The organism is Enterobacter cloacae complex sp. GF14B (assembly GCF_004136805.1).
Classification (GTDB): domain Bacteria; phylum Pseudomonadota; class Gammaproteobacteria; order Enterobacterales; family Enterobacteriaceae; genus Enterobacter; species Enterobacter hormaechei_C.
This window is the reverse complement of the sequence record NZ_QFRV01000012.1, coordinates 58,998-85,484: the sequence shown is the minus strand read 5'-3', so window position 1 is coordinate 85,484 and position 26,487 is coordinate 58,998. Positions and strand designations below refer to the sequence as shown.

General features: G+C 54.1%; 25 protein-coding genes. 17 read left to right on the top strand and 8 right to left on the bottom strand.

Annotated elements, in window-relative coordinates; translation table 11 throughout:
- Positions 1 to 509: 509 nt before the first annotated feature.
- Positions 510 to 1,217: a FadR/GntR family transcriptional regulator gene (locus tag DD606_RS06780; RefSeq protein WP_003862405.1), complete on the top strand. Its 708-nt coding sequence runs from the start codon at positions 510 to 512 to the stop codon at positions 1,215 to 1,217.
- Positions 1,214 to 2,647, top strand: a complete 1,434-nt coding sequence (mdtD, locus tag DD606_RS06775; protein WP_003862403.1) for a multidrug transporter subunit MdtD — start codon at positions 1,214 to 1,216, stop codon at positions 2,645 to 2,647. Before DD606_RS06780 ends, mdtD begins: the two co-directional genes overlap by 4 nt.
- Here mdtD and rbsR read toward each other — a convergent pair.
- From rbsR to kup, 7 genes are all read right to left on the bottom strand, one after another.
- Positions 2,613 to 3,605 carry a ribose operon transcriptional repressor RbsR gene (gene rbsR / locus DD606_RS06770; RefSeq protein ID WP_003862402.1) on the bottom strand — a complete coding sequence of 331 codons (993 nt, stop codon included), beginning with the start codon at positions 3,603 to 3,605 and terminating at the stop codon, positions 2,613 to 2,615. The two genes, mdtD and rbsR, sit on opposite strands and share 35 nt — an antisense overlap.
- A 3-nt stretch (positions 3,606 to 3,608) precedes the next feature.
- The gene (gene rbsK, locus DD606_RS06765; protein WP_003862399.1) at positions 3,609 to 4,538 is read right to left on the bottom strand and encodes a ribokinase; all 930 of its coding nucleotides are present in this window, start codon (positions 4,536 to 4,538) and stop codon (positions 3,609 to 3,611) included.
- 108 nt (positions 4,539 to 4,646) lie between these two features.
- Complete coding sequence (gene rbsB, locus DD606_RS06760) at positions 4,647 to 5,537, bottom strand: ribose ABC transporter substrate-binding protein RbsB (RefSeq protein WP_003862397.1); 891 nt, start codon at positions 5,535 to 5,537, stop codon at positions 4,647 to 4,649.
- A gap of 27 nt (positions 5,538 to 5,564) precedes the next feature.
- Entirely contained in the window at positions 5,565 to 6,530 is a 966-nt protein-coding gene (gene rbsC, locus DD606_RS06755) for a ribose ABC transporter permease (RefSeq protein ID WP_003862395.1), read from the bottom strand.
- Positions 6,531 to 6,534: 4 nt separating this feature from the next.
- Positions 6,535 to 8,040, bottom strand: coding sequence for a ribose ABC transporter ATP-binding protein RbsA (gene rbsA, locus DD606_RS06750; RefSeq protein WP_129258382.1), 1,506 nt, complete (start codon positions 8,038 to 8,040; stop codon positions 6,535 to 6,537).
- Positions 8,041 to 8,047: 7 nt separating this feature from the next.
- Positions 8,048 to 8,467: a D-ribose pyranase gene (rbsD, locus tag DD606_RS06745; RefSeq protein WP_003862392.1), complete on the bottom strand. Its 420-nt coding sequence runs from the start codon at positions 8,465 to 8,467 to the stop codon at positions 8,048 to 8,050.
- A 225-nt stretch (positions 8,468 to 8,692) separates the two neighbouring features.
- The gene (gene kup, locus DD606_RS06740) at positions 8,693 to 10,561 is read right to left on the bottom strand and encodes a low affinity potassium transporter Kup (protein WP_003862390.1); all 1,869 of its coding nucleotides are present in this window, start codon (positions 10,559 to 10,561) and stop codon (positions 8,693 to 8,695) included.
- 222 nt (positions 10,562 to 10,783) lie between these two features.
- Here kup and ravA point away from each other — a divergent pair, with 222 nt between their 5' ends.
- The gene (gene ravA / locus DD606_RS06735) at positions 10,784 to 12,280 is read left to right on the top strand and encodes an ATPase RavA (protein WP_003862389.1); all 1,497 of its coding nucleotides are present in this window, start codon (positions 10,784 to 10,786) and stop codon (positions 12,278 to 12,280) included.
- Complete coding sequence (gene viaA, locus DD606_RS06730) at positions 12,274 to 13,725, top strand: ATPase RavA stimulator ViaA (RefSeq protein ID WP_032660852.1); 1,452 nt, start codon at positions 12,274 to 12,276, stop codon at positions 13,723 to 13,725. The genes ravA and viaA overlap by 7 nt, the downstream gene beginning before the upstream one ends.
- On the opposite strand, the gene asnA is transcribed toward viaA, so the two are convergent.
- Positions 13,726 to 14,718, bottom strand: a complete 993-nt coding sequence (gene asnA / locus DD606_RS06725) for an aspartate--ammonia ligase (RefSeq protein ID WP_003862385.1) — start codon at positions 14,716 to 14,718, stop codon at positions 13,726 to 13,728. It abuts the gene before it with no gap.
- Between the two features lie 151 nt (positions 14,719 to 14,869).
- Here asnA and asnC point away from each other — a divergent pair, with 151 nt between their 5' ends.
- The 13 genes from asnC to DD606_RS06655 all read left to right on the top strand — a co-directional run bounded on the left by asnC (position 14,870) and on the right by DD606_RS06655 (position 26,363).
- A complete protein-coding gene (gene asnC, locus DD606_RS06720) occupies positions 14,870 to 15,328 on the top strand; it encodes a transcriptional regulator AsnC (protein WP_003862383.1) in 459 nt (152 codons plus the stop codon).
- A 90-nt stretch (positions 15,329 to 15,418) separates the two neighbouring features.
- Positions 15,419 to 15,868 (top strand): FMN-binding protein MioC, encoded by a 450-nt coding sequence (gene mioC / locus DD606_RS06715; protein ID WP_003862381.1) that lies wholly within the window; start codon positions 15,419 to 15,421, stop codon positions 15,866 to 15,868.
- A gap of 374 nt (positions 15,869 to 16,242) precedes the next feature.
- On the top strand, positions 16,243 to 18,132 hold the full coding sequence (mnmG, locus tag DD606_RS06705; protein WP_003862379.1) for a tRNA uridine-5-carboxymethylaminomethyl(34) synthesis enzyme MnmG: 1,890 nt from the start codon (positions 16,243 to 16,245) through the stop codon (positions 18,130 to 18,132).
- A 107-nt stretch (positions 18,133 to 18,239) separates the two neighbouring features.
- Complete coding sequence (gene rsmG / locus DD606_RS06700) at positions 18,240 to 18,863, top strand: 16S rRNA (guanine(527)-N(7))-methyltransferase RsmG (protein WP_003862377.1); 624 nt, start codon at positions 18,240 to 18,242, stop codon at positions 18,861 to 18,863.
- A 616-nt stretch (positions 18,864 to 19,479) separates the two neighbouring features.
- Positions 19,480 to 19,860 (top strand): F0F1 ATP synthase subunit I, encoded by a 381-nt coding sequence (gene atpI, locus DD606_RS06695; protein WP_003862375.1) that lies wholly within the window; start codon positions 19,480 to 19,482, stop codon positions 19,858 to 19,860.
- A gap of 8 nt (positions 19,861 to 19,868) precedes the next feature.
- Entirely contained in the window at positions 19,869 to 20,684 is an 816-nt protein-coding gene (gene atpB / locus DD606_RS06690) for a F0F1 ATP synthase subunit A (protein ID WP_003862373.1), read from the top strand.
- A gap of 49 nt (positions 20,685 to 20,733) precedes the next feature.
- A complete protein-coding gene (atpE, locus tag DD606_RS06685; RefSeq protein ID WP_000429386.1) occupies positions 20,734 to 20,973 on the top strand; it encodes a F0F1 ATP synthase subunit C in 240 nt (79 codons plus the stop codon).
- Positions 20,974 to 21,021: 48 nt separating this feature from the next.
- On the top strand, positions 21,022 to 21,492 hold the full coding sequence (gene atpF, locus DD606_RS06680) for a F0F1 ATP synthase subunit B (RefSeq protein WP_003862370.1): 471 nt from the start codon (positions 21,022 to 21,024) through the stop codon (positions 21,490 to 21,492).
- Between the two features lie 14 nt (positions 21,493 to 21,506).
- Positions 21,507 to 22,040 (top strand): F0F1 ATP synthase subunit delta, encoded by a 534-nt coding sequence (gene atpH, locus DD606_RS06675; RefSeq protein WP_003862369.1) that lies wholly within the window; start codon positions 21,507 to 21,509, stop codon positions 22,038 to 22,040.
- Between the two features lie 12 nt (positions 22,041 to 22,052).
- The gene (atpA, locus tag DD606_RS06670; protein ID WP_003862367.1) at positions 22,053 to 23,594 is read left to right on the top strand and encodes a F0F1 ATP synthase subunit alpha; all 1,542 of its coding nucleotides are present in this window, start codon (positions 22,053 to 22,055) and stop codon (positions 23,592 to 23,594) included.
- 51 nt (positions 23,595 to 23,645) lie between these two features.
- Positions 23,646 to 24,509 carry a F0F1 ATP synthase subunit gamma gene (atpG, locus tag DD606_RS06665; protein WP_003862364.1) on the top strand — a complete coding sequence of 288 codons (864 nt, stop codon included), beginning with the start codon at positions 23,646 to 23,648 and terminating at the stop codon, positions 24,507 to 24,509.
- A 31-nt stretch (positions 24,510 to 24,540) separates the two neighbouring features.
- Positions 24,541 to 25,923 carry a F0F1 ATP synthase subunit beta gene (gene atpD, locus DD606_RS06660; RefSeq protein WP_003862362.1) on the top strand — a complete coding sequence of 461 codons (1,383 nt, stop codon included), beginning with the start codon at positions 24,541 to 24,543 and terminating at the stop codon, positions 25,921 to 25,923.
- A 20-nt stretch (positions 25,924 to 25,943) separates the two neighbouring features.
- Complete coding sequence (locus tag DD606_RS06655) at positions 25,944 to 26,363, top strand: F0F1 ATP synthase subunit epsilon (protein WP_003862360.1); 420 nt, start codon at positions 25,944 to 25,946, stop codon at positions 26,361 to 26,363.
- The last annotated feature ends 124 nt before the right edge of the window (positions 26,364 to 26,487 follow it).

The following is a 26,487-nucleotide window of genomic DNA, read 5'->3' as shown; positions in this document are numbered from 1 at the left end:
GTGTTAGGCCTGCCGCCAGCGTTCAATCTGAGCCATGATCAAACTCTTCAATTTAAAAGTTTGATGCTCAATGAATTAAACTTCGTAATGAATTACGTGTTCACTCGTTGAGACTTGGTATTCATTTATCGTCCGAGGACGTTAAGAATCCATGTCACTTTGAGTGCCCACACAGATTGTCTGATAAATTGTTAAAGAGCAGTGCCGCTTCGTTTTCGCTGCGGCGCGGGGTGTGCATATTACGCTTTCCCGCTTCAGAGTCAAGCGTTTGTTTTGCTTTTCTCTGCTGACCCGGCGGCTTGCGTGCCGTTGTTCCGTGTCAGTGGAGGCGCATTATAGGGAGTTCTTCTGAAGTGACAAGAGGAAATTTAAAAAAAATTTCTGACCGTGTTTTTTTTCACCAAAAGCGATGAGATCCAGCTACAAATTGTTCTATTTGATGTATCTGCAACCACAATCACACCTGAGATGGCATAATTAGCCGCATCAATATCTAAGGAATAAAAGCGATGCCATTAAGCGCACAACAGCTGGCAGCTCAAAAAAACCTGTCCTATGTGCTGGCAGAGAAACTGGCGCAGCTGATCTTAGCGGGTAAATATGCTCCAGGTAGCATCCTGCCCAGCGAGATGGAGCTGGGAGATCAGTTTGGCGTTAGCCGTACAGCCGTTCGCGAAGCGGTAAAAACATTAACGGCGAAAGGGATGGTGCTTCCACGCCCGCGCATTGGCACCCGCGTTATGCCTCAGGGAAACTGGAACTTTCTCGATCAGGAGTTGCTCACCTGGTGGATGACCGAAGATAACTTTAATCAGGTCGTCGATCACTTTCTGGTCATGCGCAGCAGTCTTGAACCTCAGGCCTGTCTGCTTGCCGCCACGCTCGGCACAGCAGAGCAAAAAGCGCAGCTCAATACTTTGATGGAAGAGATGGTGGATCTGAAAAAGCACTTTAACCGCGAGCGCTGGATAGCGGTCGATATGGCCTGGCATGAACATATCTATAATATGAGCGGAAATCCTTTCCTGACCTCCTTTGCTTCTTTATTCCATTCTGTGTACCACACTTACTTTACCTCTATCACACAGGATGAGGTGGTGAAGCTGGATCTGCATCAGGCGATAGTCGATGCCATTCAGGAGAGCGACGGGCAGCGAGCCCTGAGTGCGTGCCAGGCGTTGCTGGCCGCGCCAACCCACCAGCAGGTAAATAAATGACAGAGAAAAAAGCACGCAGTATGGCCGGATTGCCGTGGATTGCAGCCATGGCGTTCTTTATGCAGGCACTTGATGCCACTATCCTCAATACCGCCCTTCCCGCCATAGCACAAAGCCTTAACCGCTCCCCGCTGGCGATGCAATCCGCCATCATCAGCTACACCCTGACGGTGGCGATGCTTATTCCGGTCAGCGGCTGGCTGGCCGATCGTTTCGGCACGCGTAAAGTATTCATGCTGGCGGTGACGTTGTTCACCCTCGGTTCTCTGGCTTGCGCCCTCTCCACCTCTCTGACGGAACTGGTTATCTTCCGCGTTCTACAGGGGATAGGCGGCGCGATGATGATGCCCGTCGCGCGTCTGGCGTTATTGCGCGCCTATCCGCGCAGCGAACTGCTCCCGGTGCTCAACTTTGTGACTATGCCGGGGCTGGTCGGCCCGATACTTGGCCCGGTTCTCGGTGGCGTACTGGTGACCTGGGCAAGCTGGCACTGGATCTTCCTTATTAATATTCCGATTGGTGTGGCAGGGCTGATTTATGCCCGTAAATATATGCCGAACTTCACCACGCCAAGACGCAGCTTCGATATGGGCGGCTTCTTCCTGTTTGGCCTGAGCCTGGTCCTGTTCTCCAGCGGGATGGAGCTGTTTGGCGAGAAAATCGTAGCGACGTGGCTGGCGCTGGCCGTCATCCTTAGCGGGATTCTGCTGTTCCTTCTATATATACGTCATGCGCGTCGCCATCCGACACCGCTTATCTCTTTATCTCTGTTTAACACCCGAACGTTCTCCGTCGGGATTGCGGGCAACATTGCCTCACGTCTGGGCACGGGCTGCGTACCGTTCCTGATGCCGCTGATGCTCCAGGTCGGTTTCGGCTATCCGGCCCTGATTGCTGGCTGCATGATGGCGCCCACGGCGATGGGCTCGATTCTGGCAAAATCGACGGTCACGCAGGTGCTGCGCTGGTTTGGCTATCGTAAGACGCTGGTTGGCGTGACGATCTTTATCGGATTGATGATTGCGCAGTTCTCTCTGCAATCTGCGGCGTTACCAATCTGGATGCTGATCCTGCCGCTGTTTGTGCTGGGTATGGCCATGTCGACGCAGTTTACGTCGATGAACACCATCACCCTTGCGGACCTCACCGACGAGAATGCCAGCAGCGGCAACAGCGTACTGGCGGTCACTCAACAGCTGTCGATCAGCCTCGGGGTTGCCGTGAGCGCGGCGGTACTGCGGTTTTATGAAGGGTTTGACGGTACAAATACCGTTGAGCAGTTCCACTATACCTTTATCACCATGGGCGCGCTTACCGTGGTATCGGCGGTGGTCTTTATGTTGTTAAAACCAAAAGACGGCCGGAACCTGATTAAAGAGCGTCACAAAGAGAAGGCTAAACCGAACCGCGTTCCATCAGAACAGGAGTAAGCTGCAAACGTTGCTGTTGCAGCGTGGGCTGGGCCATGCGGTGGATCAACACATCGATGGCCAGCTCGCCCAGTTCATCTTTCGGCTGATGGATGGTGGTCAGCGGCGGCGTCATGTAGCGCGCCAGTTCGATATCATCGTAACCGACGATCGCCATGTCGTCCGGGACACGTAATCCCGCCTGATAAAGCGCCTGATAAGCTCCGAATGCCATCGCATCATTACCGATAAACACCGCCTGCGGGCGCGGCTCTTGCGCCAGCAGTTTCTGCATTGCTTCAAATCCACCGTTAAATTCGAAATCGCCGGTGATGCGATAGCCATCAGGAATGGCAAGCCCCGCACGTTCCATGGCCGAAAGATAGCCTTCCAGACGCAGGCGCGCCGGGGTTTTATCCAGCGGGCCGGTAATACAGGCAATGCGGGTATGACCTTTATCGATCAGATGCTGAGTCGCCATATCGCCGCCCAGCAGCGAGTTATCCTGGATCAGATCGCTGGTGCCGTCGAACGGCGCCCAGTCCATCATCACCGTGGGAATAGAAGGGTAGCGCTGGATGATCTCTTTCGAAGGTTGATGCGTTTCGGTACAGAGCAGCAGCAGCCCGTCGACGCGCTTTTGCATCAGCGTTTCCAGGTTACGGTTCATGCGCTGCTCATCGCCTTCGGTATTGCACAGCACCAGGCTGTAGCCGCGCTCGAAGCAGCTGCGCTCCACGCCGCGCACCAGTTCAGAATAGAAAGGATTGGTACTGGCCGTGATCAGCATGCCGATGGTGCGCGTCTGGTTAAGCTTAAGGCTGCGCGCCAGCGCGGACGGCGCATAGTTGAGTTCTTTAATTGCAGCGTCAACTTTCTCCCGAATCGCCTCGCTGACGAAGCGATCGTTATTGATAACGTGGGAAACAGTCGAGGTAGAAACGCCCGCCATACGGGCGACATCTTTCATTGTGGCCAAGCGTTACCCCTGCTGACTTAAGAATTCATCAATCTCTTTACGCCATGGAACAGAAGGCTGAGCGCCTTTACGCGTCACCGCGATCGCAGCGGCGGCATGCGCGAAGCGGATCGCGTCATCCATTGCTTTTCCTTCCAGCAGCGCCGTTACCAGCGCACCGTTGAAGGTGTCTCCTGCGGCGATGGTATCAATGGCTTTGACCTTAAAGCCCGGCACGCGACGACCTTCGCCATTGACGCTAGCCCACACCCCACGGCTGCCGAGGGTGATGATCACGGTGCCGATGCCTTTATCATGCAGCGCAAGCGCGGCACGCGCTGCATCGTCATCATTTTCGACACGGATACCCGTCAGCTTTTCCGCTTCGGTTTCGTTCGGGGTGATAATATCCACCAGCGCCAGCAGCTCGTCTGATAATACACGGGCAGGTGCCGGGTTAAGTACGACAGAGGTATGATTTTCATGCGCAATTTTCGCAGCGGCCAGCACGCTTTCAACCGGTGACTCCAGCTGCATCAGCAGGGCTTCCGCTCCGGCGATGATTCCACGCTGCGCTTCGACGCGTTCAGTCGTTAACGCGGCATTAGCCCCTGCATGAATACCGATGACATTCTCACCTTCCGCATTGACGAAAATCAGCGCCACGCCGGTAGATTCCCCTGCAACCACGCTGACGGGTGCGATGTCGATGTTGTCGCTTGCGAGCTGTTTGCGTACGCGCTCGCCGGTATCGTCATCACCCGTACAGGCGATAAACGCGATATTCGCCCCGCTGCGTCCGGCGGCAACCGCCTGGTTTGCGCCCTTACCGCCGAACGCCACCTGATACTGATTGCCGGTGACGGTTTCGCCCGGAGTGGGGAACGTTTCAAGGTTAAGAATGTGATCGGCATTGATACTGCCAAGGACGACGAGGTTGCCTGCGGTTTTCATGTATTGAGGTGTCCATCTGAGAGCGCCACCGGTATTACCCGGTGGCGTATGCCACACTTTTCTTTTATTTGGTGTCCCTCAGGCAGCCAGCGACTGCCTGAATCGCCTTTACTGCTTAATGACCAGTTTCAGGTCAACAGGATATTTGGCCTGAACTTTTTCGCCCTTCAGCACTTTATCGGCAGTTTGCACGCCTGTCGCGCCAATCTGCTCAGGCAGCTGAGCGATGGTCGCAGCCAGTTTGCCATCATTTACTGCTTTTTCACCATCCGGCGTGCCGTCAAATCCGACAACCATCACATCTGATTTACCCGCAGTCTGGAGCGCACGCAGCGCACCGAGCGCCATTTCGTCGTTCTGTGCGAATACCGCCTGCACATCAGGATGCGCGGTCAGCAGGTTCTGCATGACGTTCAGACCCTTTGTACGGTCGAAGTCTGCCGGCTGGCTCGCCAGCACGTTGAATTTGTGCGCCGCTACAGCCTGCTGGAAACCCTCACCACGTTCACGGGCCGCGGAAGTCCCGGCGATACCCTGCAACTCAATCACTTTCGCGCCTTCACCGGCTTTCTTCGCGATGTAGTCGCCGGCGATTTTTCCGCCCAGTACGTTATCAGACGCAATGTGGCTGACCACATCCCCTTTCGTTGCCTGACGGTCAAGGGTGATTACCGGGATCTTCGCCTGGTTTGCCATCTTCACGGCATTACCGACCGCGTCGGAATCGGTTGGGTTGATCAGCAGGATTTTGGTGCCACGAACGGTTAAGTCCTGAACGTTAGCCAGCTCTTTCGCCGGGTTGTTCTGAGAATCCAGCACCACCAGGTTGTAGCCCAGTTTATCTGCTTCTTTCTGCGCGCCATCCTTCAGGGAGACGAAGAACGGGTTGTTCAGGGTAGAGACAACCAGCGCGATGGTGTCCTTCGCCATGGCGTTAGCACTTACGGTTGCGCTCAGCGCGACAGCAGAAACCAGGGTAGCCAGTTTTTTCATGTTCATATCTAAGATGTCCTGTAGTGTCGTCAGTTACTGTTTTTTGTTGTCTACCAGTACCGCCAGCAAAATCACCACTGCCTTAACGATCATCTGGTAATAGGAGGAAACACCTAACAAATTCAAACCATTATTCAGGAAACCGAGGATCAGTGCGCCGATCAATGTCCCAACAATGCGACCTTTACCGCCCGCAAGGCTCGTACCGCCCAGAACCACTGCCGCGATGGCATCCAGCTCATAGCCCGTACCCGCCGTTGGCTGTGCGGAAGAGAGGCGCGCCACTTCGATGATGCCCGCCAGAGACGCCAGCAGGCCGCACAGGGAGTAAACGATAATTTTGACTTTATTAACGCTGATACCGGACAGGCGCGTTGCCGCTTCGTTACCGCCCAGCGCATATATATAACGACCCAGACGGGTATGGTGCAGCATGTACCACGCCGCCAGGAAAACGATAGCCATGATCCAGACCGGGGTCGGGACACCCAGCGGGCGACCGATACCGAACCAGCCAAACAGATCGGCGTTATCGGTAAAGCCGGTATTAATCGGGCTGCCGTTGGTGTACACCATGGTCACACCGCGCAGCAGCAGCATCATCACCAGCGTGGCGATGAACGCCTGAACGCGACCTTTCGCCACAATTACGCCGGTTACGGCGCCAATTGCCGCACCTGCCGCCAGCGCAGCGGCAACGGCCACCAGCGCGTTGACCTCAATACCGACAATCGACGCGGCGATCGCGCCGGTGAGGGCCAGCAGGGAACCGACGGACAGATCGATACCCGAGGTCAAAATCACCAGCGTCATCCCCACCGCCATAATGGCGTTGACAGAGGTCTGCTGAAGAATGTTGAACAGGTTATTGACGGTAAAAAAGTTCGGGCTCATGGTCGAGACAATCGCGATCAGCACCAGCAGGGCAATCAGCGATTTTTGTTCCATCAGCCATGCCTTTGTGAAATAGCGGCGACCAGAAACAGCCTGGGTAGTCATCTTCTTACTCCTGATTCACGCGATTAAGCTTGCCCACAGCGGCAGCCATCAGAACTTCCTGGGTGGCCTGCTCGCGAGTGAATTCACCACCGAGATGCCCTTCATGCATGACGATAATGCGATCGCTCATGCCTAATACTTCTGGCATCTCGGAAGAGACCAGAATGATGCTCAGACCGTCGGCCTTGAACTGGTTAATCAGCTGATAGATCTCTTTTTTCGCGCCCACGTCCACGCCGCGGGTGGGCTCATCGAGGATCAGTACTTTCGGGCGCGTCATCAACCCGCGGGCAATCGCCACTTTCTGCTGATTACCGCCGGACAACAGGCCAATCGCCTGCTCCATCGATGGGGTTTTAACGTTAAAGAGACGGATAAAATCGCTGACCGCCTGCTGCTCATCTTTGTGTTTCAGGCTGCCGCCGCTGCGGCTGAAATAGCCTAGCGCAGTCAGGGACATGTTCTCTTTTACCGACATGCCCAGCACTAAGCCGTCGCGTTTGCGGTCTTCGGAGATATAGACGATGCCGTTCGCCAGACCATCCTGCGGGGAGCGGGTGACCACTTCATGGCCGTCGAGGGTGACATACCCACTGGTGCGCGGCAGCGCGCCGTACAACACTTTCATCAGCTCGGTACGTCCCGCGCCCATCAGACCCGCCACGCCCAGGATCTCGCCCTGGCGCAGGGTAAAGGTCACGTCGTTCACACCCGGGCCGCAGAGGTTATCCACCTTCAGGCGAATCTCACCCGGCGCTTTATCCAGATGCGGATACTGATCTTCAAGCTTGCGTCCCACCATCATTTCGATGAGCGTATCTTCCGTCAGCGTGGCCACTTGTCGCTCGGCAATAAACTGCCCGTCGCGGAAGACGGTGACGTCATCGCAGATTTCAAAGATCTCTTTCATGCGGTGAGAGATATAGACAATCCCGCGCCCCTGCGATTTCAGCTCGCGGATAACGCGGAACAGGGATTCGGTTTCGGTATCGGTCAGGGCGTCGGTCGGTTCATCCATAATGATGACCTTCGACTCGAAGCTCAGCACCTTCGCGATTTCCACCATCTGCTGATCGCCGATGGAAAGGTCGCCCACCAGTCGGTCGCTCTTAAAGCGCAGATTCAGCTTCGCCAGCAGTTTGTCCGCTTCGGCATACATGGTTTTCCAGTCGATTTTGCCAAACCGGTTCACAAACTCACGACCGAGGAAGATGTTCTCCGCAATGGTGAGCTGCGGGATCAGGTTCAGCTCCTGGTGGATGATGCCGATGCCCGCTTCCTGAGAGGATTTCGGGCCGTTGAAGGTGGTCTCTTTACCCAGCCACAGCAGCGAACCGGCATCGCGTTGGTAGATACCGGTCAGCACTTTCATCATGGTGGATTTGCCGGCGCCGTTTTCGCCCACCAGCGCCATGACGCGCCCGGAATAGACGTTCAGCGCCGCGCCGGAGAGGGCTTTTACGCCCGGGAACGACTTATCGATCCCTTTGAGTTGCAGTAATGCGTCCATGATGGCCTCAGAAGGTGACGCCAGCACAGAGAATGATATTCGCATACGGGGAACACTCCCCGCTGCGAATCACCGCCTGACTGTCTGCGGTTTGTTGTTTGAACTGCTCGTGCGTTGTGTAACGAATTTCTATGGTGTTTCCCTGGTGCTGTTGCAGTTGCTCAATGTGGCTGAGCAACGTTTCGTGGAGTTGCGGATTATGTTGTTTGATTTCCGCGGCGAGAATGGCCGCCTCAACCTGCATCTCCGCGGTGACCACTTCCAGTACCTGCATGAACGAGGGTACGCCCTGCGTTAACGCCATATCGATACGGGTTGTGCTGCGCGGAACCGGTAAGCCTGCATCGCAAACCACCAGCGTATCGGTATGCCCAAGACGGGAAATCACCGATGAGATTTCTGAGTTGAGTACTGTGCCTTTCTTCATTTTTTGCTCCACTAGCGAAACGTTTCGCTAAAAACAGTGTAGCCGCAGAAGTGTTCAGAAAACCATCATGACGTAACGGATTTGTGATCAACGTCGAAACGTTTCGCTAAGTGAAATGCAGAGGAGGTAAATGCAAAACGGTAACCGTCAGGTTACCGTATTTTATGGTTGCGCCCTCTCCCTGTGGGAGAGGGTCGGGGTGAGGGCATCAGCCCGCACGGAGTCTTAAATCTCGACCTGCGTGCCCAGCTCAATCACGCGATTAGGCGGGATCTCAAACTGGTCAGGCGCACGCAGGGCGTTACGTTGCAGAATGAGATACAGCTTGCCGCGCAGGCGCAGATACCATGGGCGCTTGCCGATGATCAGCGACTCGTGGGACATAAAGAACGACGTCTCCATCATGCGGCAACTCAGGCCTTCCAGACCGCAGCGGTGGAACACCTCTTCCACGTTCGGCGTTTCGCGCCAGCCGTAGCTTGCCACCACGCGCCAGAAGGTTGGCGACAGCTGTTCAATCTGTACGCGACGCACGTTGTGAACGTACGGCGCATCTTCAGTACGCAGCGTCAGCAGGATCACGCGCTCGTGCAGCACTTTGTTGTGCTTGAGGTTATGCATCAGCGCAAACGGGATTACGTTCAGCGCGCGAGACATATACACCGCCGTGCCCGGCACGCGCACCGGTGGGGATTTCTCCAGCGAGGCGATCATGGCCTCCAGAGAGTTACCGTGCTCATGCATACGACGCAGCAGGCGGAAACGTTCGCTCTTCCACGTCGTCATCACAATAAACATCACCAGACCCAGCGTCAGCGGCAGCCAGCCACCGGAGACAATCTTGTCGAGATTCGCAGAGAACAGCGGCACGTCGATACAGAGGAAGCCAACCAGGATCAGCCCCACGAGGAACTTATTCCAGTGCCAGTTACGGTACGCCACGGTGGTGGAGAGAATAGAGGTCAACACCATCGTTCCGGTTACCGCGATACCGTACGCCGCCGCCAGATTACTGGAGTGCTCAAAGCTGACGATGACAATCACCACCGCGAAGTAGAGCAGCCAGTTGACGAACGGAATGTAGATCTGGCCAGACTCCATCTCTGAGGTATGGATAATGCGCATTGGGGAGAGATAACCCAACCGCACGGCCTGACGCGTCAGGGAGAATACGCCGGAAATGACAGCCTGAGAGGCAATGACCGTCGCCAGCGTCGCCAGGATCAGCATCGGAACCAGCGCCCAGTCCGGCGCCAGCAGGAAGAACGGGTTTTTAATCGCTTCAGGGTGTGCAAGCAGCAGCGCGCCCTGACCGAAGTAATTCAGCACCAGTGAAGGCAAGACCACGCTAAACCATGCGACGCGAATAGGGAGTTTCCCGAAGTGGCCCATATCCGCATACAGCGCTTCAACACCGGTAATGGAAAGTACCACCGCGCCCAGCGCCACAAACGACACCACTTTATATTCCAGGAAGAAATGCACCGCCCACAATGGGTTCAGCGCGTGCAGGACATCCGGGTTGGCGATAATACTGCGTAAGCCCAGCGCCGCCAGGATCAGGAACCAGGCCAGCATAATAGGCGCGAACAGCTTACCCACCAGCCCGGTACCGTGTTTTTGTATAGCAAACAGTAACGTCAGCACGATAATAGCGAGTGGCACCACCCACGTATCAAGCTGTGGCGCGACAATCTCCAGCCCCTCTATGGCCGACATTACCGAAATCGCCGGCGTAATCACGACTTCTCCATAGAAGAAGCTGCCGCCAATCAGGCCAATGATGACCAGCACGGAGGTCATTCTTGCAGACGTATTGCGCCCGGCAAGGGACATCAGGGTCAGAATACCGCCCTCGCCCGCGTTATCAGCCCGCATAACGAAAGAGAGATACTTAAGGGAGACCACCAGGATCAGCAGCCAGAAGATGAGCGAGAGGAAACCAAATACGGCGTCACGCTCTACACCAAAACCAAACTGACCGGACAGACATTCACGAAGCGTATAAAGCGGGCTGGTGCCGATATCACCGTAGACAACCCCGATCGCCGCAAGCGTTACTGCGGGTAATGATTGCTTATTATCAGTGCTCATAGACTAGTCTTTTCGTTTGAATAACAAATGTGTGCTTAGTCCCTTGGCCCACAAAAAGCGCACAGTATGCACGATTCAATGCAAAATCGTACCCCTAAATGCAGCCACATTAATGTAGCGCAAAGAAAATAGCGCCGCACTTCAGCCTATTACCAGGCCAGACCGAAACGTCTATACTCGCTTCAATTAGCCGCCACGACGGCGAAAGGATGCAAAACTATTATGGCTCACTCACATTTATTAGCAGAAAGAATTTCCCGCCTTAGCAGTGCGCTGGAAAAAGGCCTTTACGAGCGTAGCCACGCCATTCGTCTCTGTTTACTGGCGGCGCTGAGCGGGGAAAGCGTGTTTCTGCTGGGGCCGCCGGGCATTGCCAAAAGTCTGATCGCACGCCGCCTCAAATTCGCTTTCCAGAACGCGCGCGCATTCGAGTATTTGATGACGCGCTTCTCCACGCCGGAAGAAGTTTTCGGCCCACTCTCCATTCAGGCGCTAAAAGATGAGGGACGCTATGAACGTCTGACGGCGGGCTATCTCCCGGAAGCGGAAATCGTCTTTCTTGATGAGATCTGGAAAGCCGGCCCGGCCATTCTGAATACCCTGCTGACGGCAATTAACGAACGCCGATTCCGCAACGGCGCCAGCGAAGAGAAGATCCCCATGCGCCTGCTGGTGGCCGCGTCAAACGAATTGCCCGAAGCCGACAGCAGCCTGGAAGCGCTGTATGACCGTATGCTGATCCGCCTGTGGCTGGATAAAGTCCAGGATAAATCAAACTTCCGTTCTATGCTGGTAAGCCAGCAGGATGAAAACGAAAACCCGGTGGCAGCGTCATTGCAGGTCACGGACGAGGAATACCACCAGTGGCAGGAGGAGATCGGCAAGATAAAACTGCCCGATCCCGTTTTTGAGCTGATCTTCATGCTGCGCCAGCAGCTTGATTTACTGCCCTCCGCGCCGTACGTCTCCGATCGTCGCTGGAAAAAAGCCATTCGTCTGCTCCAGGCAAGCGCGCTGTTTAGCGGCCGCGATGCTGTCGCTCCCATCGATCTGATCCTGCTGAAAGACTGCCTGTGGCATGACGCAGAAGGGATGAATCTGATGCAGCAGCAGCTGGACGTTTTGATGACCGGACACGCGTGGGGTCAGCAATCCATGCTTAATCAACTGGGGGCGATTGCTCAACGTCGCCTTCAGCTCCAGCAGCAGCAAAGTGACAAAACCGCGCTGAAGGTGAACCGTCTTGGCGGGATGTTTGCCCGTAAACCGCACTACGAACTGCCAGCCGGGCTGACTGACGCCTCGCTCACGCTTCTTCTTCAGCAGCCGCTGAAGCTTCATGATATGCAGGTTGTGCATGTGACTATCGAACGCGTTGCGCTGGTTCAGTGGCTGGATAAGGGCGGTGAGATCCGCGGTAAACTCAACGGTATCGGCTTTGCACAGCCGTTGTCGATGGAAGTCGACAGCAGCCAGCACCTTGTGATCCGCGACGTCAGCCTTCAGGGATCGCGCCTGGCGCTGCCGGGCACGGCCTCCGACACTGTGCCGGAGGAGATCAAACAGCAGCTCGACGCGCTGGATAACGAATGGCATCAGCAGCACACCCGCTTCAGCGAGCAGCAGAAATGCCTCTTTATCCATAGCGACTGGTTAGGTCGCATTGAAGCCAGCTTGCAGGATGTCAGCGCGCAGATTAAACAGGCGCGTCAATGCTAACGCTGGACACGCTTAACGTCATGCTGGCGGTTAGCGAGGAAGGGTTGATCGAAGAGGTCGTCATTACCCTGCTCGCTTCACCGCAGCTGGCGGCCTTCTTTGAAAAATTCCCGAAGCTCCGAAAAGCAATGACGGACGATCTTCCCCGCTGGCGCGATAACCTGCGCCAGCGGTTTAAGGAGACGGAAGTCCCACCGGAACTGACAGAGGAAGTGGCTGGTTACCAGCAGTGCCAGCGGCTTTCAACGCCGCAGTTTATTGCCCAGCTACAGCAAACTCTGACGCTGCTTGATAACGTTCACTCCCCGTTTGCCAGCCAGGCCAGAGCGCTGGTCACGGACAACCCCAGCTTCACTTCCGCCCTGCATACGCTGTTTTTACAGCGCTGGCGACTGAGCCTTGTGGTCCAGGCCACGGCCCTCAATCAGCAGTTGCTGGACGAAGAGCGCGAACAGTTGCTCAGTGAGGTCCAGGAGCGAATGACCCTGAGCGGCCAGTTAGAACAGGTGCTGGTGGAGAATGAAAACGCCGCTGGTCGACTCTGGGATATGAGTGCCGGCCAGTTAAAGCGGGGCGATTATCAGCTGATCGTGAAGTACGGCGACTTTCTGGCGCAACAGCCGGAGCTGATGAAGCTCGCAGAACAGCTCGGCCGCTCCCGGGAGGCCCGGTCGGTCCCAAAGAAAGATGCGCCGATGGAGACCTTCCGAACGCTGGTACGCGAACCCTCCACCGTACCGGAGCAGGTGGACGGGCTACAGCAAAGCGATGACATCCTGCGCCTGCTGCCAACGGAACTCAGCACGCTGGGAATGACCGAACTGGAGTATGAGTTTTATCGTCGGCTGGTGGAAAAACAGCTCATTACCTATCGACTGCATGGCGAAGCCTGGCGCGAGAAGATCAGCCAGCGTCCGGTGGTGCACCAGGATTTTGATGAGCAACCGCGCGGCCCATTCATTGTTTGCGTCGATACGTCCGGATCGATGGGGGGCTTTAATGAACAGTGCGCAAAAGCGTTCTGCCTGGCCCTGATGCGCGTGGCGCTCGCCGATCGTCGTCGCTGCTACATCATGCTCTTTTCCAGCGAAGTGGTGGGGTATGAACTGACCAGCCCGCAGGGGCTGGAGCAGGCGATCCGCTTTTTAAGCCAGCGCTTTCGCGGCGGCACCGATCTGGCCAGCTGTTTTCGCAGTATCATTGAGCGCATGCAGGGCGGTGACTGGTACGACGCGGATGCGGTGGTGATTTCCGATTTTATTGCCCAGCGGCTGCCGGACGAGGTCGTGAATAAAGTGAAGGAGATGCAGCGCGTGCACCAGCACCGTTTCCATGCCGTGGCGATGTCTGCACATGGAAAACCCGGCATCATGCGCATCTTCGATCATATCTGGCGCTTTGATACCGGGTTGCGTAGCCGCCTGCTCAGACGCTGGCGACGTTAATTAAAGAAGAGAACCGACGCTCTCACGTACCTGCTGCGGCCAGACCCCACACTGCACCTGACCGATATGGGACAGTTGCAACAGCAGCATGGTCAGACGAGACTGGCCAATACCACCGCCGATGGTCTGCGGCATTTCACCGCGCAGCAGCGCCTGGTGCCATTCCAGTTGCAGACGATCCTCATCACCGGTCACGGCCAGCTGACGCTTCAGTGCTTCAGCATCCACGCGGATCCCCATTGAAGAGAGTTCAAACGCATCTTCCAGAACCGGGTTCCAGACCAGAATATCGCCGTTCAGACCAGCATATTCGCTTTCGCCCACTGTGCTCCAGTCATCGTAATCCGGCGCACGGACGTCGTGACGTTTACCATCAGACAATTTTCCGCCAATGCCGATCAGGAATACCGCGCCAAGCTCTTTGGCAATCGCGCGTTCACGGCCTTTGGCATCCAGATCCGGGAAACGGCTCAGCAATTCCTGACTGTGAACAAAGTGGATCGTTTCCGGCAGGAACGGTGCCAGACCAAACTCTTTGCTTACGGCCGCTTCGGTCGCTTTGATCCCGGCGTAGATCGCCTCAACGGTAGACTTCAGCGTGCCAACGTGGCGCTCGCCGTCACCCATTACGCGCTCCCAGTCCCACTGGTCAACGTAGACAGAGTGAATTGGGGAGAGACGGTCTTCATCGGGGCGAAGGGCTTTCATGTGCGTGTAAAGCCCTTCGCCCGCGCTGAAGTCGTGTTGTCCCAGGGTTTGACGCTTCCACTTCGCCAGGGAATGAACCACTTCGAACTGGGCGTCTGGCAGTGTTTTCACTTTTACCTGTACCGCTTTTTCGCAACCAGACAAGTTATCCTGCGTCCCGTCACCCACGCGGCTCAGAATCGGCGCCTGAACTTCAATAAGGCCAAGCTTCTCTTCCAGCTGGCGGGAAAAATGGGATTTAACGAAACTGATCTGGCGTTGTTTTGCGATGTAAGCGGTTTTCATTATTTATACTCCTGCGTCCTGTTGATACTGATTAAGCAACAGAACAGGCGCTTAATTCAATAACTCATCAACAAAAAGCCTCCTTCACTTTTGATTCGTTAAAATAAGACGCTAGAATAGAAGGAATCATTAATCTTCATAAGAAAAACCTATGGAAAATTATCAGATCGACAATCTGGACCGCGGCATTCTGGAAGCGCTCATGGCCAACGCACGCACCGCGTATGCCGAACTGGCTAAACAATTTGGCGTCAGCCCGGGGACCATTCACGTTCGCGTAGAGAAAATGAAGCAGGCCGGGATTATCACCGGCGCACGCATTGATGTCAGCCCGAAGCAACTCGGCTACGACGTCTGCTGCTTCATTGGCATTATTCTGAAAAGCGCCAAAGATTACCCCTCCGCGCTGGAGAAACTGAACGCGCTGGATGAAGTCACCGAGGCGTACTACACCACCGGGCACTACAGCATCTTTATAAAGGTCATGTGCCGATCCATTGACGCCCTCCAGCAGGTACTTATCAACAAGATCCAAACAATCGATGAAATTCAGTCCACTGAAACCCTGATCTCCCTGCAAAACCCGATCATGCGTACTATCCGCCCGTGATCGGGCAATTTCATTCCCACATTTTCCACAGGTAGATCCCAGCTCGTTCACAGCGTACAATGGCCGCCTCTTTATCTGAGCGAGCGATCAATGGCGGACATTACTCTTATCAGCGGCAGCACCCTGGGCGGTGCGGAATATGTAGCGGAACATCTGGCTGAGAAGCTGGAAGACGCGGGCTTTTCTACACAAACGCTGCACGGACCGCTGCTGGAAGATCTCCCGACTGACGGGGTCTGGCTGCTGATCACCTCCACGCACGGCGCGGGCGATCTGCCAGATAACCTGCAACCTTTATATGACGAACTGCTGGAACAACAGCCCGATCTGTCAAACGTCCGGTTTGGCGCTGTGGGGATAGGTAGCCGTGAATATGACACTTTCTGTGGCGCCATAGAGAAAGTAGAAGCTGCGGTGACCGCCTGCGGAGCAAAACAGCTGGGTGAAACGCTGAAGATCAACATCCTCGATCATGATATTCCCGAAGATCCAGCCGAGATCTGGCTCGCGGAATGGAAAAATTTACTCAAAAACGATTAAAGATCGTGCGAACAGATGTGGATAACTCTGGTTAAAAGCTCGTATTAAGCCGTAGTTATCCAAATAACAACGTTGGTTTAGTTTTTGACCTGTGTATAAAGTGGCGATCTGATCCCAGCTTATACGGTCCAGGATCACCGATCATTCACAGCAAACGATCCTTCCTAACTGCATGATCTTATTTATGGGATCGGACTTATCCACAAAGGTCTGCGATCCTAATAAGAGATCACAATAGAACAGATCTCTAAATAAAAAGATCTTCTTTTTAATAGCCCAGGATCCCAATGCTTTCTCGAAAGACTAAAGTTGAGTAGAATCCACGGCCCGGGCTTCAATCCATTTTCATACCGCTTTACGCGAGGCAGACCACCATGTTTTATCAGGATCCTTTTGACGTCATCATCATTGGCGGGGGTCACGCAGGCACTGAGGCCGCAATGGCCGCAGCGCGAATGGGTCAGCAGACCCTGCTTTTGACACACAATATCGACACGCTGGGACAAATGTCCTGTAATCCGGCGATTGGCGGCATTGGGAAAGGACACCTGGTAAAAGAAGTGGATGCACTTGGCGGCCTGATGGCGAAAGCGATCGATCATGCAGGCATCCAGTTTAGGATACTAAACGCGAGTAAAGGTCCGGCTGTTCGCGCCACCCGTGCACAGGCAGACCGTGTGCTTTACCGTCAGGCTGTGCGCACCGCGCTGGAAAACCAACCGAACCTGATGATCTTCCAGCAGGCGGTAGAAGATCTTATCGTGGAGAACGATCGTGTTGTTGGTGCCGTGACCCAAATGGGTCTCAAATTCCGCGCAAAAGCGGTGGTGCTGACGGTCGGGACATTCCTCGACGGTAAAATCCATATTGGTCTGGACAATTACAGCGGTGGTCGTGCTGGCGATCCGCCGTCAATTCCGTTATCTCGTCGTCTGCGTGAGCTGCCGCTGCGCGTAAGCCGCCTGAAAACCGGCACGCCGCCGCGTATTGATGCGCGCACCATTGATTTCAGCGTGCTGGCACAGCAGCACGGCGATAACCCGATGCCGGTGTTCTCGTTCATGGGCAATGCGGCGCAACATCCGCAGCAGGTGCCGTGCTACATCACGCACACCAATGAAAAAACCCATGACGTGATCCGCAATAATCTCGATCGCAGCCCAATGTATGCTGGTGTGATCGAAGGGATTGGCCCGCGTTATTGCCCGTCGATCGAAGACAAAGTGATGCGCTTTGCCGATCGTAATCAGCACCAGATCTTCCTCGAACCGGAAGGGCTGACCTCTAACGAAATTTACCCGAACGGCATCTCCACCAGCCTGCCGTTCGACGTGCAGATGCAGATTGTGCGTTCAATGCAGGGCATGGAAAACGCGAAGATCGTTCGTCCTGGCTACGCTATTGAGTACGATTTCTTCGATCCGCGTGACCTGAAGCCGACGCTGGAAAGCAAATTCATTCAGGGTCTGTTCTTCGCAGGCCAGATTAACGGCACCACCGGGTACGAAGAAGCTGCCGCGCAAGGGCTGCTGGCCGGTCTGAACGCCGCTCGCTTCTCTGCCGAGAAAGAGGGCTGGGCACCGGCGCGTTCTCAGGCTTACCTGGGCGTTCTGGTCGACGATCTCTGCACGCTGGGGACCAAAGAACCGTACCGCATGTTTACTTCTCGTGCGGAATATCGCCTGATGCTGCGCGAAGACAATGCCGATCTGCGTCTGACCGAGGTGGGCCGCGAGCTGGGTCTGGTGGATGACGAGCGCTGGGCGCGCTTCAACGAGAAGCTGGAGCGCATTGAACAGGAACGTCAGCGCCTGAAAACCACCTGGGTGAATCCGCAGGCGGAAACTGCTGCTGAAGTGAATGCTCACTTAACAGCACCGCTGTCGCGCGAAGCCAGTGGGGAAGATCTGCTGCGCCGTCCTGAAGTCACCTACGAGAATCTGGTCAAACTGACGGCGTTCGCACCGGGCCTTGAAGACGCTGAAGCTGCCGAGCAGGTCGAAATTCAGGTGAAGTACGAAGGCTACATCGCGCGTCAGCAGGATGAGATCGAAAAACAGCAGCGCAACGAAAACACGCTGCTGCCGGAAATGCTGGACTACCGTCAGGTGACGGGCCTTTCCAACGAAGTGATCGCTAAGCTGAACGATCACAAACCTGTGTCGATTGGCCAGGCCTCACGTATCTCTGGCGTCACACCTGCCGCGATTTCGATTCTGCTGGTGTGGCTGAAAAAGCAGGGCATGCTGCGCCGTAGCGCGTAATGCTCTGTAAATAGCCCGGTGGCGCTGCGCTTACCGGGCCTACTGAACCCGTAGGGCGGGTTAGCGAAGCGCCACCCGCCACTTAAGTTTCTCAACAGGTATCCACCGTGCTCAATAAACTCTCTCGTCTGCTGGAACAGGCAGGTATTTCGCTCACCGATCACCAGAAAAATCAGCTGGTGGCCTATGTCGATATGCTGAACAAATGGAATAAAGCGTACAACCTCACCTCCGTACGCGATCCCAACGAGATGCTGATTCGCCATATTCTCGATAGCATCGTCGTGGCGCCGTATCTGAACGGTGAACGTTTTATCGATGTGGGCACCGGTCCGGGCTTGCCGGGCGTTCCGTTGTCTATTGTTCGACCGGAGAGTCATTTCACGCTGCTGGACAGCCTGGGCAAGCGCGTACGCTTTTTACGCCAGGTTCAGCATGAGCTGAAGCTGGAAAACATTACGCCCGTACAGAGCAGGGTAGAGGAGTTCCCGGCAGAGCCACCGTTTGACGGTGTTATCAGCCGCGCGTTTGCCTCACTCAATGACATGGTGAGCTGGTGCAAACACCTGCCAGCGGAGAAGGGGCGTTTTTATGCGCTGAAAGGGCAACTTCCGGGGGACGAAATCGAGCAGCTTCCGGACGGTTTTGTTGTCGAATCCATTGAGAAACTCCAGATCCCTCAGCTCGAAGGTGAGCGTCATCTGGTGATAATTAAGCCAAACACTTTTTAAAAAATTAATAAAAAATGTGGAATTTGTGCTGTTCTGATCGTGTTAAAAAGCAGCACATCCAGTCTGATTTGGTCGTCGTTAATTTAACCTTGTTGTTACCATGGATTTTCTTATGGTTAACCTGACGTGATTCGTTCACTCAGAGGATAGTCAACCATGAAATTATCAGTCTGCTAAAAGTGGGTAAAAGCAACAAGAATGGAATGTTAAATATTTATTAAGAATGTCAATAAAAGGTTTTTGTTGTATACGGCTCTGTTTTAAAAATAGTTGCGGTTTTTTTGCTTTAATTTCATGCAGATGAAATTAATCGTTTTACGTCTTTGATAAATACCATTTTATCGCAAATGTGTATTTTGTGATCTCGTGCACGCTTTATCACCAACGTTTCCGCGCTGTTTGCAGTTTTGCCTGAAGGTCAACGCTTGGGTCAAAAGTTGAAAAATAGGACTGGGGAAAAATATTTAAACATTTATTCACCTTTTCGCTACTTAATGTTTGAAATCACGGGTACGCACCGTATAATTTGACCGCTTTTTGATGCTTGACTCTGAGCCTTAAAGGACGTTTTATACGACACGCGGCATACCTCGAAGGGAGCAGGAGTAAAAACGTGATGTCTGTGTCGCTCTTGAGTAGAAACGTTGCTCGTAAGCTTCTGTTCATTCAGTTTCTGGCTGTGATAGCAAGTGGACTGCTGTTTAGCCTCAAAGACCCCTTCTGGGGCATCTCCGCCGCGTGCGGAGGTTTGGCGGTGGTTCTGCCAAACGTGTTGTTTATGATTTTTGCCTGGCGTCATCAGGCGCATACACCTGCCAAAGGCCGCGTGGCCTGGTCCTTCGCTCTCGGCGAAGTGTGTAAGGTGTTGCTGACCTTTGCTCTACTGGTGATGGCGCTGGCGGTTTTGAAAGTGGTATTCATGCCGCTGATAGCAACGTGGGTTTTGGTGCTGGTGGTACAAGTTCTGGCTCCAGCTGTAATCAATAACAAAGGGTAAAAGGCATCATGGCTTCAGAAAATATGACGCCGCAGGATTACATAGGTCACCATCTGAATAACCTTCAGCTGGACCTGCGTACATTCTCGCTGGTGGATCCACATAACCCCCCGGCCACCTTCTGGACGATCAACATCGACTCCATGTTCTTCTCGGTGGTTTTGGGTCTTCTGTTCCTGGCCATGTTCCGTAGCGTTGCTAAAAAGGCGACCAGCGGTGTTCCAGGGAAATTCCAGACGTTCATCGAGATGATCATCGGCTTCGTCCATGGCAGCGTGAAAGACATGTACCATGGTAAGAGCAAACTGATTGCTCCGCTGGCCCTGACCGTGTTCGTTTGGGTCTTCCTGATGAACCTGATGGACCTCCTGCCTATCGATTTCTTACCTTGGATCGGTGAGCACGTACTCGGCCTGCCTGCACTGCGCGTGGTTCCGTCTGCCGACGTGAACATCACCCTGTCGATGGCGCTGGGCGTATTTATCCTCATTCTGTTCTACAGCATCAAAATGAAAGGCGTAAGCGGCTTTGTGAAAGAGCTTACCTTGCAGCCGTTCAACCACTGGGCGTTTATTCCGGTCAACCTGATCCTGGAAGGCGTGAGCCTGCTGTCCAAACCTGTTTCACTGGGTCTGCGACTGTTCGGCAACATGTATGCGGGTGAGCTGATTTTCATTCTGATCGCGGGTCTTCTGCCGTGGTGGTCACAGTGGATTCTGAATGTGCCATGGGCCATTTTCCACATCCTGATCATTACGCTGCAAGCCTTTATCTTCATGGTTCTGACGATCGTCTATCTGTCGATGGCGTCTGAAGAGCACTGATTTTTTACCAACACTACTACGTTTTAATTGAAACAAACTGGAGACTGTCATGGAAAACCTGAATATGGATCTGCTGTACATGGCTGCCGCTGTGATGATGGGTCTGGCGGCTATCGGTGCTGCGATCGGTATCGGCATCCTCGGGGGCAAATTCCTGGAAGGCGCAGCGCGTCAACCTGATCTGATTCCTCTGCTGCGTACTCAGTTCTTTATCGTTATGGGTCTGGTGGATGCAATCCCAATGATCGCTGTAGGTCTGGGTCTGTACGTGATGTTTGCTGTCGCGTAGTAGTTGTTTTAAAACCCCAAGCCACAGAAATTTAAGAGGTATTGTGCTGTGAACATGAACGCAACAATCCTCGGCCAGGCCATCGCGTTTATTCTCTTTGTCTGGTTCTGCATGAAGTATGTATGGCCGCCTTTAATGGCTGCCATCGAAAAACGTCAGAAAGAAATTGCTGACGGTCTGGCTTCCGCAGAACGCGCTAAGAAAGATTTGGACCTTGCACAGGCCAACGCGACAGACCAGCTGAAAAAAGCGAAAGCTGAAGCTCAGGTAATCATTGAACAGGCTAACAAACGCCGTTCTCAGATCCTGGACGAAGCCAAAGCTGAAGCAGAACAGGAACGTACTAAGATCGTGACACAGGCTCAGGCTGAAATTGAAGCTGAGCGTAAACGTGCTCGTGAAGAACTGCGTAAGCAGGTTGCGATTCTGGCTGTTGCTGGCGCCGAGAAGATCATCGAACGTTCCGTGGATGAAGCTGCTAACAGCGACATCGTGGACAAACTTGTCGCTGAACTGTAAGGAGGGAGGGGCTGATGTCTGAATTTGTTACGGTAGCTCGCCCCTACGCCAAAGCAGCTTTTGACTTTGCTGTCGAACACCAAAATGTCGATCGCTGGCAGAATATGCTGGCGTTTGCCGCTGAGGTGACGAAAAACGAACAAATGGCCGAGTTGCTTTCCGGTGCGTTAGCACCTGAAACTCTCGCCGCGTCGTTTATCGCCGTGTGCGGAGAGCAACTGGATGCCAACGGCCAGAACCTGATTAAGGTGATGGCAGAAAATGGTCGTCTCCGTGTGCTCCCGGATGTTCTCGAGCAGTTTGAGCACTTACGTGCCCTTAGTGAAGCTACCGCTGAAGTTGAAGTAACTTCCGCGACTGAACTGAGTGACGAACAGCTTGCGAAAATCACCGCCGCGATGGAAAAACGTCTGTCACGCAAAGTTAAGCTGAATTGCAAAATCGATAAGTCTGTAATGGCAGGCGTAATCATCCGCTCGGGTGATATGGTCATTGATGGCAGCGTACGCGGCCGTCTTGAGCGCCTTGCAGACGTCTTGCAGTCTTAAGGGGACTGGAGCATGCAACTGAATTCCACCGAAATCAGCGAACTGATCAAGCAGCGCATTGCTCAGTTCAATGTTGTGAGTGAAGCTCACAACGAAGGTACTATTGTTTCTGTAAGTGACGGTGTTATCCGCATCCACGGCCTGGCCGATTGTATGCAGGGTGAGATGATTTCCCTGCCGGGTAACCGTTACGCTATCGCACTGAACCTGGAGCGCGACTCCGTAGGTGCCGTTGTGATGGGTCCATACGCTGACCTCGCCGAAGGCATGAAGGTTAAGTGTACTGGCCGTATTCTGGAAGTGCCGGTTGGCCGTGGCCTGCTGGGTCGTGTTGTTAACACCCTGGGTGCGCCAATCGACGGTAAAGGTCCGGTTGAGCACGATGGCTTCTCCCCAATCGAAGTTATCGCACCAGGCGTTATCGACCGTCAGTCAGTTGATCAGCCAGTACAGACGGGTTATAAGTCCGTTGATGCCATGATCCCAATCGGTCGTGGTCAGCGTGAACTGATCATCGGTGACCGTCAGACCGGTAAAACCGCGATGGCAATCGACGCCATCATCAACCAGCGTGACTCCGGCATCAAATGTGTGTACGTGGCTATCGGCCAGAAAGCGTCCACCATTTCCAACGTGGTTCGTAAACTGGAAGAGCACGGCGCACTGTCTAACACCATCGTTGTGGTAGCAACCGCGTCTGAATCTGCTGCACTGCAATACCTGGCACCATACGCCGGTTGCGCAATGGGCGAATACTTCCGTGACCGCGGTGAAGATGCGCTGATCGTATACGATGACCTGTCTAAACAGGCTGTTGCTTATCGTCAGGTTTCCCTGCTGCTCCGTCGTCCACCAGGACGTGAAGCATTCCCGGGCGACGTATTCTACCTCCACTCTCGTCTGCTGGAGCGTGCTTCCCGCGTTAACGCGGAATACGTCGAGAACTTCACCAAAGGTGAAGTGAAGGGTAAAACGGGTTCTCTGACCGCGCTGCCGATCATTGAAACCCAGGCGGGTGACGTTTCTGCGTTCGTTCCGACCAACGTAATCTCCATTACCGATGGTCAGATCTTCCTGGAAACCAACCTGTTTAACTCCGGTATTCGTCCGGCGGTTAACCCGGGTATCTCCGTATCCCGTGTGGGTGGTGCTGCTCAGACCAAGATCATCAAGAAACTGTCCGGTGGTATCCGTACCGCGCTGGCACAGTATCGTGAACTGGCTGCGTTCTCTCAGTTCGCATCCGATCTGGACGAAGCAACCCGTAAACAGCTGAGCCACGGTCAGAAAGTGACCGAGCTGCTGAAGCAGAAACAGTACGCGCCAATGTCTGTTGCTCAGCAGGGCCTGGTACTGTTCGCGGCTGAACGCGGTTACCTCGAAGATGTGGAACTGGCGAAAATCGGTAGCTTCGAAGCCGCTCTGCTGGCTTACGTCGACCGTGATCACGCTCCGCTGATGCAAGAGATCAACCAGACCGGTGGCTATAACGACGAAATCGAAGGCAAGCTGAAAGCTATCCTCGATTCCTTCAAAGCAACCCAATCCTGGTAATCGTCCGGCGGCTTGTCTCAGGACAAGCCGTCTGGCATTGAGGAGAAGCTCATGGCCGGCGCAAAAGAGATACGTAGTAAGATCGCAAGCGTCCAGAACACGCAAAAGATCACTAAAGCGATGGAGATGGTCGCCGCTTCCAAAATGCGTAAATCGCAGGATCGCATGGCGGCCAGCCGTCCTTATGCAGAGACCATGCGCAAAGTGATTGGTCACCTTGCAAACGGTAATCTGGAATATAAGCACCCTTACCTGGAAGAACGCGACGTTAAGCGCGTGGGCTACCTGGTGGTGTCGACTGACCGTGGTCTGTGTGGCGGCTTGAACATTAACCTGTTCAAAAAACTGCTGGCGGATATGAAAGGCTGGTCCGATAAAGGCGTTCAGTGCGATCTGGCACTGATTGGCTCTAAAGGCGTCTCTTTCTTTAACTCCGTTGGTGGCAACATTGTCGCTCAGGTGACCGGTATGGGTGATAACCCGTCCCTGTCCGAACTGATCGGCCCGGTTAAAGTGATGTTGCAGGCCTACGATGAAGGCCGTCTGGACAGACTGTACGTTGTCAGCAACAAATTTATTAACACCATGTCTCAGGTGCCTACGCTCACTCAGATGCTGCCGTTACCGGCATCAGAAGATGACGAGCTGAAACAGAAAGCCTGGGATTACCTGTATGAACCCGATCCGAAACCGCTGCTGGATACCCTGCTGCGTCGTTACGTTGAATCTCAGGTTTATCAGGGCGTTGTAGAAAACCTGGCCAGCGAGCAGGCCGCACGAATGGTGGCGATGAAAGCCGCGACCGATAATGGCGGCAGCCTGATTAAAGAGCTGCAGTTGGTTTACAACAAAGCTCGTCAGGCCAGCATTACTCAGGAACTCACCGAGATCGTCTCGGGGGCCGCCGCGGTTTAACCAGGTTTACGAATTACGTAGAGGATTCAAGATGGCTACTGGAAAGATTGTCCAGGTAATCGGCGCCGTGGTGGACGTCGAGTTCCCTCAGGACGCCGTACCACGCGTGTACGACGCGCTTGAGGTACAGAATGGTAACGAGAGCCTGGTGCTGGAAGTTCAGCAGCAGCTCGGCGGCGGTATCGTGCGTACCATCGCCATGGGTTCTTCCGACGGTCTGCGTCGTGGTCTGGAAGTAAAAGACCTTGAGCACCCGATCGAAGTCCCGGTAGGTAAAGCAACACTGGGTCGTATCATGAACGTATTGGGTCAACCAATCGACATGAAAGGCGACATCGGTGAAGAAGAGCGTTGGGCTATCCACCGCGCGGCACCTTCCTACGAAGAGCTGTCCAGCTCTCAGGAACTGCTGGAAACCGGCATCAAAGTTATCGACCTGATGTGTCCGTTCGCGAAGGGCGGTAAAGTCGGTCTGTTCGGTGGTGCGGGTGTAGGTAAAACCGTAAACATGATGGAGCTGATCCGTAACATCGCGATCGAGCACTCCGGTTACTCCGTGTTTGCGGGCGTAGGTGAACGTACTCGTGAGGGTAACGACTTCTACCACGAAATGACCGACTCCAACGTTCTGGATAAAGTATCCCTGGTTTACGGCCAGATGAACGAGCCACCAGGAAACCGTCTGCGCGTTGCGCTGACTGGCCTGACGATGGCTGAGAAGTTCCGTGACGAAGGCCGTGACGTTCTGCTGTTCGTTGATAACATCTACCGTTACACCCTGGCCGGTACTGAAGTATCTGCACTGCTGGGTCGTATGCCTTCAGCGGTAGGTTATCAGCCTACGCTTGCGGAAGAGATGGGTGTTCTTCAGGAACGTATCACCTCTACCAAAACTGGTTCTATCACCTCCGTTCAGGCGGTATACGTACCTGCGGATGACTTGACTGACCCATCTCCAGCCACCACCTTTGCTCACTTAGATGCAACCGTGGTACTGAGCCGTCAGATCGCGTCTCTGGGTATCTACCCGGCCGTTGACCCGCTGGACTCCACCAGCCGTCAGCTGGATCCACTGGTTGTTGGCCAGGAGCACTACGACACCGCGCGTGGCGTACAGTCCCTGCTGCAACGTTATCAGGAACTGAAAGACATCATCGCCATCCTGGGTATGGATGAACTGTCTGAAGAAGACAAACTGGTGGTAGCACGTGCGCGTAAGATCCAGCGCTTCCTGTCTCAGCCGTTCTTCGTTGCGGAAGTATTCACCGGTTCTCCAGGTAAATACGTTTCCCTGAAAGACACCATCCGTGGCTTTAAAGGCATCATGGAAGGCGAATACGATCACCTGCCAGAGCAGGCGTTCTACATGGTTGGTTCCATCGAAGAAGCCGTGGAAAAAGCCAAAAAACTTTAACGCCTTAATCGGAGGGTGATATGGCAATGACTTACCACCTGGACGTCGTCAGCGCAGAGCAACAAATGTTCTCTGGTCTGGTCGAGAAAATCCAGGTAACGGGTAGTGAAGGTGAACTGGGTATTTTCCCGGGTCACGCACCGCTGCTCACCGCCATTAAGCCTGGTATGATCCGCATCGTTAAACAGTTCGGTCATGAAGAGTTTATCTATCTGTCCGGCGGCATTCTTGAAGTGCAGCCAGGCAGTGTGACCGTTCTGGCCGATACCGCTATTCGTGGCCAGGATCTCGACGAAGCGCGAGCCCTGGAATCGAAGCGTAAGGCTGAAGAGCACATTAACAGCTCTCATGGTGACGTGGATTACGCTCAGGCGTCTGCGGAGCTGGCCAAAGCGATCGCGAAACTGCGCGTTATCGAGTTGACCAAAAAAGCGATGTAACACCGGCTTGAAAAGCACAAAAGCCAGTCTGGATCCCAGGCTGGCTTTTTTTTTTCGGCCTTAATTCATGATGAAAAAGATGTAGAATTTTAAGCATCAAACGTTTTTACTTCTCACACAAACT